The organism is Streptomyces sp. NPDC050738 (assembly GCF_040654175.1).
Lineage (GTDB): Bacteria > Actinomycetota > Actinomycetes > Streptomycetales > Streptomycetaceae > Streptomyces.
Genome location: NZ_JBFAHN010000004.1, coordinates 332,065 through 345,319, shown reverse-complemented (window position 1 = coordinate 345,319; position 13,255 = coordinate 332,065). Strand labels below are relative to the sequence as shown.

12 protein-coding genes are annotated in these 13,255 nt (G+C 70.7%); 3 read left to right on the top strand and 9 right to left on the bottom strand.

Features of this window, described 5'->3' with window-relative positions; all coding sequences use genetic code 11:
* Nucleotides 1-185: 185 nt before the first annotated feature.
* The gene (pdxH, locus tag AB0H78_RS13330) at nucleotides 186-845 is read right to left on the bottom strand and encodes a pyridoxamine 5'-phosphate oxidase (RefSeq protein ID WP_363234468.1); all 660 of its coding nucleotides are present in this window, start codon (nucleotides 843-845) and stop codon (nucleotides 186-188) included.
* Nucleotides 846-1,149: 304 nt separating this feature from the next.
* On the opposite strand from pdxH, the gene AB0H78_RS13325 reads away from it, so the two are divergent.
* From AB0H78_RS13325 to trxA, 3 genes are all read left to right on the top strand, one after another.
* On the top strand, nucleotides 1,150-2,250 hold the full coding sequence (locus tag AB0H78_RS13325; protein ID WP_363234467.1) for a citrate synthase 2: 1,101 nt from the start codon (nucleotides 1,150-1,152) through the stop codon (nucleotides 2,248-2,250).
* An 88-nt stretch (nucleotides 2,251-2,338) separates the two neighbouring features.
* On the top strand, nucleotides 2,339-2,734 hold the full coding sequence (locus AB0H78_RS13320) for a MerR family transcriptional regulator (protein WP_363234466.1): 396 nt from the start codon (nucleotides 2,339-2,341) through the stop codon (nucleotides 2,732-2,734).
* A 28-nt stretch (nucleotides 2,735-2,762) separates the two neighbouring features.
* Nucleotides 2,763-3,110: a thioredoxin gene (trxA, locus tag AB0H78_RS13315; protein ID WP_363234465.1), complete on the top strand. Its 348-nt coding sequence runs from the start codon at nucleotides 2,763-2,765 to the stop codon at nucleotides 3,108-3,110.
* Between the two features lie 18 nt (nucleotides 3,111-3,128).
* Here the strand turns inward: trxA and AB0H78_RS13310 are convergent, their stop codons facing one another.
* The 8 genes from AB0H78_RS13310 to AB0H78_RS13275 form a co-directional block, all read right to left on the bottom strand.
* Nucleotides 3,129-3,566 (bottom strand): MarR family transcriptional regulator, encoded by a 438-nt coding sequence (locus tag AB0H78_RS13310; RefSeq protein WP_363234671.1) that lies wholly within the window; start codon nucleotides 3,564-3,566, stop codon nucleotides 3,129-3,131.
* Between the two features lie 53 nt (nucleotides 3,567-3,619).
* The gene (locus AB0H78_RS13305; RefSeq protein ID WP_363234464.1) at nucleotides 3,620-4,207 is read right to left on the bottom strand and encodes a TetR/AcrR family transcriptional regulator; all 588 of its coding nucleotides are present in this window, start codon (nucleotides 4,205-4,207) and stop codon (nucleotides 3,620-3,622) included.
* Nucleotides 4,195-4,932, bottom strand: coding sequence for an enoyl-CoA hydratase family protein (locus AB0H78_RS13300; protein ID WP_363234463.1), 738 nt, complete (start codon nucleotides 4,930-4,932; stop codon nucleotides 4,195-4,197). The genes AB0H78_RS13305 and AB0H78_RS13300 overlap by 13 nt, the downstream gene beginning before the upstream one ends.
* Nucleotides 4,929-6,473, bottom strand: coding sequence for a 4-coumarate--CoA ligase family protein (locus AB0H78_RS13295; protein WP_363234462.1), 1,545 nt, complete (start codon nucleotides 6,471-6,473; stop codon nucleotides 4,929-4,931). The genes AB0H78_RS13300 and AB0H78_RS13295 overlap by 4 nt, the downstream gene beginning before the upstream one ends.
* Before the next feature lie 46 nt (nucleotides 6,474-6,519).
* Nucleotides 6,520-7,677, bottom strand: a complete 1,158-nt coding sequence (locus tag AB0H78_RS13290; RefSeq protein ID WP_363234461.1) for an acyl-CoA dehydrogenase family protein — start codon at nucleotides 7,675-7,677, stop codon at nucleotides 6,520-6,522.
* On the bottom strand, nucleotides 7,674-9,623 hold the full coding sequence (locus AB0H78_RS13285; RefSeq protein ID WP_363234460.1) for a biotin carboxylase N-terminal domain-containing protein: 1,950 nt from the start codon (nucleotides 9,621-9,623) through the stop codon (nucleotides 7,674-7,676). Before AB0H78_RS13285 ends, AB0H78_RS13290 begins: the two co-directional genes overlap by 4 nt.
* A 22-nt stretch (nucleotides 9,624-9,645) precedes the next feature.
* Nucleotides 9,646-11,250: a carboxyl transferase domain-containing protein gene (locus AB0H78_RS13280; RefSeq protein ID WP_363234459.1), complete on the bottom strand. Its 1,605-nt coding sequence runs from the start codon at nucleotides 11,248-11,250 to the stop codon at nucleotides 9,646-9,648.
* Between the two features lie 324 nt (nucleotides 11,251-11,574).
* Entirely contained in the window at nucleotides 11,575-13,254 is a 1,680-nt protein-coding gene (locus AB0H78_RS13275) for an acyclic terpene utilization AtuA family protein (RefSeq protein ID WP_363234458.1), read from the bottom strand.
* Nucleotide 13,255: the final 1 nt, after the last annotated feature.

Sequence of the window (13,255 nt, the reverse complement as noted above, 5' to 3'; positions counted from 1 at the left end):
CAGCGAGGTGGCTGCGGGCTGACGGCCCGTCGCGCACCACTGTGCCTTGGTGCACCGGGGCACAGCGCCGACAGACTGTCGGCCGTAATACCACGCAGTCACCGACCCGCGGGCTCGCCGGTTTCGTCCGGCCGGCTCCTCTCCGGAGGAACCAGAGCCCGCGGGTTTCTGCACGTCCAGAAGTCCTACGGACAGAGGCGCTCGACGCGCCACCGCCCGCCCTCGTTCACGTACCGCAGCCGGTCGTGCAGCCGGTTCTCGTGGCCCTGCCAGAACTCCACCGCCTCCGGTACGACCCGGAAGCCGCCCCAGCCCTCCGGCACCGGCACCTCCGTGCCCGCCGGATAGCGGGCCTCCAACTCCTCGTATCTGCTGGTCAGTTCTGTGCGCGAGCCGATCACCGTCGACTGCGCGCTCGCCCACGCGCCCAGCTGCGAGCCGTGCGGGCGGCTGTGGAAGTACGCGGCCGTCTCCTCGCGCGGGATGCGGGCCGCCGTGCCGGTGACGATGACCTGGCGGGCGATCTGGTGCCAGGGGAAGAGGAGCGAGAGGTGGGGGTTGGCGGTCAGTTCGCGGCCCTTGCGGGAGGCGTAGTTCGTGAAGAAGACGAAGCCCCCGTCGTCGTACTTCTTCAGCAGCACCGTGCGGGACGACGGGCGTCCGTCCGGGGTCGCCGTCGAGACGACCATCGCGTTCGGCTCGTGGAGTCCGCCGGAGACGGCGTCCTTGAACCAGCGGGCGAACTGGTCCATCGGTGTGGGGGCGAGGTCCGTCTCCGCGAGGACGGTGGTGCGGTACTGCTCACGCATGGCGGCGGGATCGAGATCGTTCGGCACGGGGCACATCCTGCCGCAGCCGCCAGGAATACCCCCGTGTGCCGGATACTGCATCTTCCCGGGGGACGACCCCCGAACCCCCAGCAGTACGGACAGGCCACCGGGCCCGATGACACCGCAGCCGCGAGGAATACCCCCCGTGTGCCGGATGTCACGCTTCCCCGCACCCGTCCGGACCCGCCAAACTCTGCGACGGGCCACTGTGGCCTTCTGACGAAAGCGGTGGGGTGACCAACCGCCGCACGGGGCATGAGCGGGGTGACCCCACACCCCTTCTTTTCCGTCTGCCGCACGCATCTTGAGGAGCCGCCTGATGTCCGACTTCATTCCCGGCCTTGAAGGAGTCGTAGCCTTCGAGACCGAGATCGCCGAACCCGACAAGGAGGGTGGCGCGCTCCGGTATCGGGGCGTCGACATCGAGGACCTCGTCGGTCACGTCTCCTTCGGGAACGTCTGGGGCCTGCTGGTCGACGGGGCGTTCAATCCCGGCCTGCCGCCCGCCGAGCCCTTCCCCATCCCCGTCCACTCCGGGGACATCCGCGTCGACGTCCAGTCCGCGCTCGCCATGCTCGCGCCCGTCTGGGGGCTGAAACCGCTCCTCGACATCGACGAGAAGACGGCGCGCGACAATCTGGCGCGGGCCGCCGTCATGGCACTCTCGTACGTCGCCCAGTCGGCCCGCGGCCAGGGCAACGCGATGGTCCCGCAGCGTGAGATCGACAAGGCGGAGTCCGTCGTCGAGCGCTTCATGATCCGCTGGCGCGGCGAGCCCGACCCCAAGCATGTGCAGGCCGTCGACGCCTACTGGACGTCGGCCGCCGAGCACGGCATGAACGCTTCCACCTTCACCGCGCGCGTCATCGCCTCGACCGGTGCCGACGTATCCGCCGCCCTCTCGGGCGCGGTCGGCGCGATGTCGGGCCCGCTGCACGGCGGTGCGCCCTCCCGCGTCCTCGGCATGATCGAGGAGATCGAGCGGACCGGGGACGCCACCGCGTACGTGAAGCAGGCGCTCGACAAGGGCGAGCGGCTGATGGGCTTCGGCCACCGCGTGTACCGCGCCGAGGACCCGCGGGCGCGCGTCCTGCGCCGTACGGCCAAGGAGCTCGGGGCGCCGCGTTTCGAGGTCGCCGAGGCCCTGGAGAAGGCGGCTCTGGAAGAGCTGCACGCGCGTCGGCCCGACCGGGTGCTGGCCACCAACGTGGAGTTCTGGGCGGCGATCGTCCTGGACTTCGCCGAGGTCCCGGCGCACATGTTCACCTCGATGTTCACGTGTGCGCGGACGGCGGGGTGGAGCGCCCACATCCTGGAGCAGAAGCGCACCGGCCGGCTGGTCCGTCCCTCCGCCCGCTACATCGGCCCCGGGACGCGCGACCCCCGCGACATCGTGGGGTACGGCGACATCGCACGCTGAGGCGGCCTCTCCGGCAGGCTGGCCTTGACGTCAGGGTCAAGGTCTACGGTCGTCATCACGAGAAAGAGCGAAGGGCAGGGCAGCACCCATGCGCATCGGAGAACTGGCGGAACGTGCGGGCATGACCACGCGCGCACTGCGCTACTACGAGACGCGCGGACTGCTGCCCGCCCGCCGCACCACCAACGGCTACCGCGACTACGACGAGGAGGACCTGGCGCTCCTGCGCCAGATCCGCACCCTCCAGGACTTCGGTTTCGACCTGGAGGAGACCCGTCCGTTCGTCGACTGCCTGCGCTCGGGCCACCCCGAGGGCGACTCCTGCCCTGCCTCCCTGGAGGTCTACCGCAGGAAGCTTGCCGAGCTGGACGGGGTCATCGCCCAGTTGCAGGCGGTACGCGAACAGGTCGGTGCCCAACTGGTGCGCGCGGAGGCGGCGCTGGTGCCCGAGCCGCGGTGCGAGCTCTCCTCGTACGACGCCTGACCGACCTGCCATCCGAGGGAGCAGACCCATGTCGCAGAGCACTGCCCTGAACCCCGTCCTGACCATCACCGACGCCGAGTTCGCCGATGAGGTCCTGGCCTCCGACGTCCCCGTGCTCGTCGACTTCACCGCCGCCTGGTGCGGCCCGTGCCGGATGCTGTCGCCGGTGCTCGACCGCATCGCCGAGGAGGCGGAGGGCCGGCTGAAGATCGTCAAGCTGGACGTGGACACCAGCCCGGCCACCCCGGCCGCGTACGGCGTCCTCTCGATGCCCACGCTGATGGTCTTCCAGGGCGGCGAGCCGGTGAAGTCGATGGTGGGCGCCCGCCCGCAGCGCAGGCTCGTCGAGGAGCTCTCGGACGTCGTCGAGCTCTAGTCGAGCTCCGGTCGAGCTCTAAAGCGCGTCCGGCTCCTTGAACACCACGGGCACATCGTTGTCGACGACGACCCGGCCGAGCAGCTCGGCGAGCCGGTCGCGGTCGTCGTCGCCGAGCGAGGCGGGGAGCAGCTCGATACGCCGGCAGGTGTCGGCGTAGAACCGCTTGGCGAGCTCCGCACCGTCGTCGGTGAGCGCGACCCGGACCGCGCGCCGGTCCTGCGGGGACGGCTCGCGTCGTACGAGTCCGTTCGCGGCGGTGCGGTCCACCAGCCCGGTGAGGCTGGACTTGGCGAGGCCGAGCATGGTGCCGAGCTCGGTCATCCCGTACGGCTGCGGCATCAGGACGCAGAGCAACTGGCCCTGCTGCGGGGTGAGTCCGAACTGCCGGCCCGACTCCGCGTACACGGCGTTCACCAGGAAGGAAGCGCGCACCAGTGCGGTGACGACTCCCATCCGCCCGCCCTCTTGGATTGCCATGCCGCCAGCGTACGGCAGCAGACTTCGCACTACGAACTACCGTGCAGCGACTCCTCGACGAGGTGCGCCCACTGGGCGACGACCCGCTCGCGGCGGCTCGTGTCGTCGGTGAGGAGGTTGGCGAGGCCCAGGCCGCGGGCCATGTCGAGGAGTCCCTGGACAGTTTCGCGCACGCCGGGGACCGACTCGTCCGCGTGCAGGAGTGCGACCGCGATGCGGTGCGACTCGCGGCCCACTCTGGCTTCCAATTCTGTGACGCGGGCGTGAAGTTGAGGTTCATTGGATGCCGCGACCCACAGGTGGAGCGCGGCACGGAAGAGCGGGCCCGTGTAGAGGCCGACTATCGCCGCGACCACCGTGCGGGGGTCCTGGGACGGCAGCGCGCGCAGGGCGTTGGAGCGTTCCTCGGCGACGTATTCGACCGCCGCCGTGAAGAGGTCCTCGCGGGTCGGGAAGTGGTGCTGCGCGGCGCCCCGGGAGACGCCCGCGCGTTCGGCGACGACAGTGACCGTGGAGCCCGTCCAGCCGTGTTCGGCCAGGCAGGAGACCGCCGCCTCCAGGAGGCGCTGGCGCGTGGCGCGGCTGCGGTCCTGCTTCGGGGAGGTCACAACACCCATGCGGGGTCCCGTCGTTCGAGGAAGGCCGTGATGCCCTCGTGGGCGTCGGGTGAGGCGAAGAGGGACGCGGAGAGGGCGGTGAGGTCTTCGGTGTGGCGGTCGAATTTCTCCAGGATCGTAGCCGTGACCAGGGACTTCGATGCGGTCAGGCCCTGGGGGGAGGCCCGGCGGAGGCCGGTGAGGATGGGGGCGAGAGCAGTGCCGGGGTCGGCTGCCGACTCGGTGATCAGGCCCGTACGGGCTGCTTCCGCCGCGTCGAAGCGCTCGCCTGTGAGGTAGTAGCGGGCCGCCGCGCGGGGGTCCATGCGCGGGAGGACGGGCAGGGAGATGACCGCGGGGGCCAGGCCGAGCAGGGACTCCGTGAAGGCGAAGGTGGCGGCGGGGCCCGCGACGGAGATGTCGCAGGCCGCCAGGAGCCCGAGGCCGCCGGCGCGGACGTGGCCGGTGACGCGGGCGACGACCGGCTTGGGGTGCGCGACGATCGTACGGAGGAGGGCGACGAAGGCCGCCGGGTCGGCCGGGGACTTCAGATCGGCGCCTGCGCAGAAGGTCGTGCCGGTGTGGGTGAGGAGGATGGCGCGGGTGTCGGTGTCGGTCGCGCAGGCCTGGAGCGCCTGGGCGAGTCCGGTGACCAGGGCCGCGGAGAGTGCGTTGCGGTTGGGCGGGGAGTCGAGGGTGAGGGTGGTGATCCCGCGCTCGGGTTTGGAGATGCGTACAACGGTCATGCCTTGTCCCTGAGTTGGCGCCTGAGGATCTTGCCGGACGCTGCGCGCGGCACGCTCCCGATGAACTCGACGCGGCGGATCTTCTTGTACGGGGAGACGCGTTCGGCGACGTACGCCATGACGTCGTCGGCGGTGAGTGCCGCTCCGGGCTGCTGGACCACGTACGCCTTGGGCAGTTCGGTGCCCTCGTCGTCGTACACGCCGATGACCGCCGCGTCCGCGACGGCCGGGTGGGTGAGGAGGAGCGCTTCGAGTTCGGCGGGGGCCACTTGGTAGCCCTTGTACTTGATGAGCTCCTTCACGCGGTCGACGATGTGCAGCCAGCCGTCCCCTTCGACGCGGCCGATGTCGCCCGTGTGGACCCAGCCGTCGGGGTCGATCATCGCGGCGGTCTCGGAGGGGCGGTTGAGGTAGCCCTTCATCACCTGCGGGCCGCGGATCGCGACCTCGCCCTCCTCGCCGGGGGCGACGTCCTTGGCCGGGTCGTCGAGGGACAGGATGCGCATCTCGGTGGAGGGGACGAGCTTGCCGACGGTCCCCGGGGGCGGGTTCTTCGCGTCGTACGGAACCATGTGCGTGCCCGGGGAGAGCTCGGTCATGCCGTACGCCTGACGGACCGGCGGGAGGCCGAGGCGCTCCGAACAGGCCGCCGCGAGGGCCGAGTCGAGGGGGGCCGCCGCGCTCACGATGTAGTCGAGCGAAGAGAGGTCGTAGCGGGCCACGGAGGGGTGCTTGGCGAGCGCGAGGACGATCGGGGGCGCCACGTACAGGCCGGTGATGCGGTGGCGTTCGATCGTGGCGAGGAACTGGTCGAGGTCGAAGCGCGGGAGGACGACGACGGTCGCGCCGGAACGCAGGGGGGCGTTCATGAGGGCGGTGAGGCCGTAGATGTGGAAGAAGGGGAGGACCGCGAGGATGCGGTCGCCCGGATTCATCGGGGCGAGCGGGCGCATCTGCTCCAGGTTGGTGGCGATGGAGGTGTGCGTGAGCATGACGCCCTTGGGGGTGCCCGTGGTGCCCGAGGAGTACGGGAGGGCCGCGATGTCCGTGGCGGGGTCGATGGGCGGGTCGGGTACGGGGCCTGGCGAAGCGAGGTCGCCGGGCCGGTCGCAGACGAGGATCTCCTCGATGCCGCCGACCAACTCGGCTGCCCTGCGGGCGGTTTCGAGGAGCGGGGAGATGGTGACGATCCAGCGGGCGGAGGAGTCGGAGAGCTGCTTGGCGAACTCCTCCGCCGTGGCGAGGGGGTGGACGGTGGTGACGGAGGCTCCGGCGCGGGTGGCGCCGTAGAAGACGACGGGGTAGGCGATGGTGTTGGGGCTGTGCAGGGCCAGGACGTCGCCCTTGCGGACACCGGCTTCGGCGAGGGCCGCGGCGGTGCGGCGGTGGCTGATGTCGAGCTCGGTGTAGGTGAGCGTGGTGCCGGTCGCCGCGTCGATGAGGGCGGGGGCGCTGCCGTACGCGCGAGCGTCGCCGAGGACCGCTTCGTGGATGGGCTTGCTGACGGCCGGGACATCTGCGTACGCGCTGCGGAACACCATGACAGCCCCTTGGGTGGTGGGTGAGTAAGCGTCAGGATCCCTGCTGTCAGTACGACTTGGGGAGCCCCAGGGACTGGTGGGAGATGAAGTTGAGGATCATCTCGCGGCTGACGGGGGCGATGCGGGCCACGCGGGCTGCCGTGATGAGGGAGGCGAGTCCGTACTCGCGGGTGAGGCCGTTGCCGCCGAGGGTGTGGACGGACTGGTCGACGGCTTTGACGCAGGCTTCGGCGGCCGCGTACTTGGCCATGTTGGCGGCTTCGCCGGCGCCGAGGTCGTCGCCCAAGTCGTAGAGCGCTGCGGCCTTTTGCATCATCAGGCGGGAGAGTTCGAGCTCGATGTGGGCCTGGGCGAGGGGGTGGGCGATGGCCTGGTGGGAGCCGATGGGCTCTTTCCAGACCTGGCGGGTCTGTGCGTACGCGATGGCTTTGGTGAGGGCGTAGCGGCCCATGCCGATCGCGAAGGCGGCGGTCATGATGCGCTCGGGGTTGAGGCCCGCGAAGAGCTGGAGGAGGCCGGCGTCCTCGTCGCCGACGAGGGCTTCGGCGGGGAGGCGTACGTCGTCGAGGGTGAGCTCGAACTGCTTCTCGTGCGCGGCGAGTTCCATGTCGATCTGGGAGCGCTGGAAGCCGGGGGCGTCGCGCGGGACGATGAAAAGGCAGGGCTTGAGGCGGCCGGTCCTCGCGTCTTCGGTGCGGCCGACGATGAGGGTCGCGTCGGCGAGGTCGACGCCGGAGATGAAGACCTTGCGGCCGGTGAGGAGCCAGTCGCCCGTCTCTTTGTCCCGGCGGGCGGTGGTGGTGATGCGGTGGGAGTTGGAGCCCGCGTCGGGTTCGGTGATGCCGAAGGCCATGGTGAGGGTGCCGTCGGCGAGACCGGGGAGCCACTGCTGCTTCTGGGCTTCGGTGCCGAAGCGGGCGATGACGGTTCCGCAGATGGCGGGGGACACGACCATCATGAGGAGGGGGCAGCCTGCGGCGCCCAACTCTTCGAGGACGAGGGAGAGTTCGGCTATGCCGCCGCCTCCGCCGCCGTATTCGGCGGGGAGGTTGACGCCGAGGTAGCCGAGCTTGGCGGCTTCGGACCAGAGGGCGGCGCGGTCGTAGTCGCGGGGGTTGCCGGTGGTCGAGGCGTGGCGTTTGCCGAGGGCGGACACGGCGGCGCGGAGTGCGGTGAGCTCTTCGGTTTCGAGGACGGTGCTCATGCTGATGCTGCCTCCTGAGGGTCCTGTGCTGCGTGGTCCTGCGCTGCTTGGTCCAGTGCTGCTTGGTCCTGTGCTTCTTCTTCTACGACGGCGAGCAGGGTGCCGACCTCGACCTGGAGGCCGGGGGTGGCGTGGAGCGCGGTGAGGGTGCCGGAGGCGGGCGCGGTGATCTTGTGCTCCATCTTCATGGCTTCCAGCCAGAGGATCGGCTGACCTGCGGTGACGCGGTCTCCGACGGCGATGTCAGTGGTGCGTACTACGGTTCCTGGCATGGGGGCGAGCAGGGATCCGGGGGCCTGCTGGGAGGCGGGGTCGGGGAAGCGGGAGAGGGGGGTGAGGGTGGTGGCGTTGACGTGGACGCGGCCGCTGCCTGCGGGGGCGGCGACGGTGAACGGGCGCTGGATGCCGTCGACTTCGAGGACGACACGGTCGGGGGCGGCCGATACGACGCGTACGCCTTCGGCGGTGAGCCCGTCGCGGGTGTGGCGGTAGCGGACCTCGTGCTCGGTGCCGTCGGGCTCGGAGCGGTAGCGCTTGATCTGGGGCTGGGAGTGCAGGTTGCGCCAGCCGCCAAGGGAGGAGCGGCCGCAGGCGTCGGCGAGGGCGGCGGCGAGGGGGGCGTGGGGATCGGGGACGGGGGCGGTGAGTTGATGAAGGTGGCGGTCGAAGAACCCGGTGTCCGCGAAGCCGGTGTCGGGGCTCCCGGCAGCGAACTCCGGGTGGCGCAGGGAGCGTACGAGCAGGTCGCGGTTGGTGACGGGCCCGTGGAGGGTGGCGCGCTCCAGGGCGGCGGCGAGCCGGCGGATGGCTTCCGCCCGGGTCGGGGCGTGGGCGACGACCTTGGCGAGCATCGGGTCGTAGTGGACGGGGATGGTGTCTCCGTCGGCGTACCCGGAGTCGAGGCGCACGCCGTCGGGGACGGCGATGCGATGGAGGGTGCCGGTCTGGGGGGTCCAGGAGCGGGCGGGGTCCTCGGCGTAGAGGCGGGCCTCGACGGCGTGACCGCGGGCGGGCGGCGAGGCGCCGTCCAGCCGGTGGCCTTCGGCGATGCGGATCTGGAGGGCGACGAGGTCGAGCCCGAACACGGCCTCGGTGACGGGGTGTTCGACCTGGAGGCGGGTGTTCATCTCCAGGAAGTGGGCGCGCCCGTCGGAGGTGACGAGGAACTCGACGGTGCCTGCGCCGCGATAGTCGGTGGCACGGGCGGCGCGTACGGCCTGGGTGTGGAGGGTGTCGATGAGCTCGGGGGTCAGCCCCGGGGCGGGGGCTTCTTCGATGACCTTCTGGTGCCGGCGCTGGAGGGAGCAGTCGCGGGTGCCGAGGGCCCAGACGGTGCCGTGGGCGTCGGCCATGATCTGGACTTCGACGTGCCGCCCGCCTTCGATATAGGGCTCGACAAAGACTTCCCCGTCACCGAAGGCGGAGGCGGCCTCGGCACGAGCGGCGACCAACTCCCCTTTCAGCTGGTCGAGTTCGCGGACGACCCGCATCCCGCGCCCGCCGCCGCCCGCGGCGGCCTTCACGAGGACGGGCAGGTCGTCGGCGGTGAGACCGTCGACGTCCAGGGGCGCGATCCCCATGAGCTCCTTGGCGCGGGTCTTGGAGGCCATGGCCTCGATGGCGGCGGGGGGTGGCCCGATCCATACGAGTCCGGCATCGATGACGGCGCGGGCGAAGGCGGCGTTCTCGGAGAGGAATCCATACCCCGGGTGGACGGCGTCGGCGCCTGCGGCGAGCGCGGCCTTCACGACGAGGTCGGCGCGGAGATAGGTGTCGGCGGGGGTGGCGCCCGGGAGCCGTACGGCGGTGTCGGCGGTACGGGTGTGGAGGGCGTCGGCGTCCGGGTCGGAGTGGACGGCGACGGTGTGGATGCCGAGGTCGCGGCAGGTGCGGGCGATGCGGCAGGCGATTTCGCCCCGGTTCGCGATGAGGATTGAGCTGATCATTTGATTCGTCATGGGGAGGACCTCACATCCGGAAGACGCCGAAGCCGCCGCGGGCGCCCTCGACCGGTGCGGTGTGGATGGCGGACAGGCACAGGCCGAGGACGGTGCGGGTGTCGCGGGGGTCGATGACCCCGTCGTCGTACAGCCGTCCGGAAAGGAACATCGGGAGGGATTCGGACTCGATCTGCTGCTCGACCATGGCGCGCAGGGCAGCGTCGGCCTCGTCGTCGTAGGGCTGGCCCTTCGCGGTCGCGGAGGCGCGGGCGACGATGGAGAGCACACCGGCGAGCTGCTGGGGCCCCATGACTGCGGACTTGGCGCTGGGCCAGGCGAAGAGGAAGCGGGGGTCGTAGGCGCGGCCGCACATGCCGTAGTGCCCGGCGCCGTAACTCGCGCCGAGGAGGACGGAGAGGTGTGGGACACGGGAGTTGGAGACGGCGTTGATCATCATGGCGCCGTGCTTGATGATGCCGCCCTGCTCGTACTCCTTGCCGACCATGTAGCCGGTGGTGTTGTGGAGGAAGAGGAGGGGGATGTCGCGCTGGTTGGCGAGCTGGATGAACTGGGCGGCCTTCTGCGACTCGGCGGAGAAGAGGACGCCCTGGGCGTTGGCGAGGATGCCGATGGGATAGCCGTGCAGCTCGGCCCACCCGGTGACGAGGCTCGTCCCGTAGAGCGGCTTGAACTCGTCGAAGTCGGAGGCGTCGACGATACGGGCGATGACCTCGCGGGGGTCGAAGGGAGTGCGGAGGTCGGACGGCACGATGCCGAGGAGCTCGTCGTGGTCGTACTTGGGCGGGACGGGAAGGGCCGCCGCCGGACCGGGGTGCGCCTTGCGGTGGTTGAGGCGGGCGACGACGCGGCGGGCCTGGCGGATGGCGTCGTACTCGTCGAGGGCGAAGTAGTCGGCGAGGCCTGAGGTACGGGCGTGCATCTCGGCGCCGCCGAGGGATTCGTCGTCGCTCTCCTCGCCGGTGGCCATCTTCACGAGGGGCGGCCCGCCGAGGAAGACCTTCGACTGCTCCTTGATCATCACGACGTGGTCGGACATGCCCGGGACGTAGGCGCCGCCGGCGGTGGAGTTGCCGAAGACGACGGAGACGGTGGGGATTCCGGCGGCGGAGAGCCGGGTGATGTCGCGGAAGAGGGCGCCGCCGGGGATGAAGATCTCCTTCTGGGAGGGGAGATCGGCGCCGCCGGACTCGACGAGGCTGATGCAGGGGAGCCGGTTGGCGAGGGCTATCTCGTGGGCCCGGAAGGCCTTCTTGAGGGTCCACGGGTTGGAGGCGCCGCCGCGGACGGTGGGGTCGTTGGCGGTGATGAGGCACTCCGTGCCCTCGACGGTGCCGATGCCGGTGACCATGGCGGCCCCGACGGCGTACTCGCTGCCCCAGGCGGCGAGCGGGGAGAGTTCGAGGAAGGGGGTGTCGGGGTCGAGGAGGAGCTCGATGCGCTCGCGGGCGAGGAGTTTGCCGCGGTCGTGATGGCGGGTCGTGTACTTCTCGCCCCCGCCGGCGAGAGCTTTGGCGTGCTCGGCGTCGAGCTCGGTGAGCTTGGCGAGCATGGCGGCGCGGGCGGAGGAGTAGTCGGGGGAGGCGGGGTCGAGGGTGGTGGGGAGGGTGGTCATGGGGTGGGTTACCTCGGGGGTTGGGGGGTGGATTCGGCGCGGGTGGCGCTGCGCGTCGGGCTCATCCGGCTGCTCGTACGCAACACGCCTGTGGATCAGTCGCACATCAGCAAAATCAAGCCCGTCCGGCGCTTGAGGACAGGCGGCCGAAGCTCGCCTACGGGGGTGCTGAGGGCGAAGCCCCCGCAGGCGGGGCCCGGGGCGCGCAGCCCCCGTTCACCCCACCCCCGCCAGGGGGTCTGGGGCGCAGCCCCAGTTTCGGGAAGGGGCGGGTAGGGGAACTGGCCCGCGCAGCGGCGCCCCCGGCTCACCCTGCGCCCCCGCTCACCCCGCCCCCGCGAACGCGACCGGCACATCGACCCACCGCGCCCGCAACCACTCCCCCACCCCCTTCCCCTGAGGATCGAACCGCGCCTGGGACGCAACCCCGTCCCCCAACAACCCCTCCACCACAAAGTTCAACGCCCGCAGATTCGGCAGCACATGCCGAACGACCCGCAGCCCACCAACCTCCGGCAGCAACTCACGGAACCGCTCCACGCTCAGCTCATGCACGAGCCAACGCCACTCCTCGTCCCCCCGCACCCACACCCCCACATTCACGTCCCCGCCCTTGTCACCACTGCGAGCCCCAGCGACAACACCCAATGGAGCACGCCGAGTTGGCCCGACCGCCAACGGCTCAGGAAGCGCAGGCTCACCCACCGACTCCAGCACCCGGGTCCGTAGAGGATCAGAAATCACCACTCGCACCCCATCCGGCAGCACCGCGGAATGCACCACACTCCCCCGCTCGACCCCCACCGCATCGAAGACCCCATAAGGCGCCCCCTTCCCCGGCGGAGCCGTGACGTGGAACCCGGGATAGCTCCCCAGCGCCAGCTCGATCGCGGCCCCGCTGACCACCCGCCCGACGGCCGCCGCATCGGGATCCCGCACCACAAGCCGTAGAAGCGCGCTCGCGCACTCCTCGCTGGCGGCATCGTCCCGATCGGTCCGTACGAGTTCCCACCGCACATCCGCAGGCCGGGCCTTCCCGAAGGCATCCTCGACCTGCCCCCGTACGAGGTCGGCCTTGGCCTCGATATCCAGCCCGGTCAGCACGAACACGACTTCATTGCGCCACCCCCCGATCCGGGTGACCCCGCCCTTCAGCAGGGGCGGCGGCGCCTCGCCCCGCACCCCTGATATCCGCACCCGGTCGACCCCGTCGGCCTCCAGCCGCACGGTGTCGAGCCGGGCGGTGACATCGGGCCCGGGGTATCGCGCGCCCCCGGTCTCGTACAGAAGCTGCGCGGTCACGGTGCCCACATCAACCACACCCCCGGTACCGGGATGCTTGGTAATAACGCAGGACCCATCCGCATGCACCTCGGCCACAGGAAACCCGGGCCGCCGCACGTCATGACCGCCGAAGAAGGAGTAGTTCCCCCCGGTGGCCTGAGTCCCGCACTCCAGGACATGCCCGGCGACCACGGCCCCCGCGAGCGGGTCCAGGTCTTCGGCGCCCCACCCGTAATGCCAGGCGGCAGCCCCACTCACCAGAGCCGCATCGGTCACGCGCCCGGTGACGACAACATCGGCGCCACCCCGCAGGCACGCGGCAATGCCACCCCCACCCAGATACGCGTTGGCGGTCAGGGCCCCGTCCGGCAACGGAAGCGAGCCCCCGTCGACCCAGCCCACCCGCACCGGAACACCGACCCGAGCACTCAACTCCCTTACAGCAGCGGCCAGCCCACCGGGATTGAGCCCACCGGCATTGGTGACGATCCGCACCCCCCGCTCCCGGGCAAGCCCCAGCCCTTCCTCCATCTGCCGCAGAAAGGTCTTGGCATACCCGAGCCGGGGATCCTTGAGCCGGTCGCGCCCCAGGATGAGCATGGTCAGCTCGGCGAGATAGTCCCCGGTGAGCACATCGAGCGGCCCGCCGGTGAGCATCTCCTTCATGGCATCGAAGCGATCCCCGTAAAAACCGGACGCATTCCCCACCCTCAACACCACT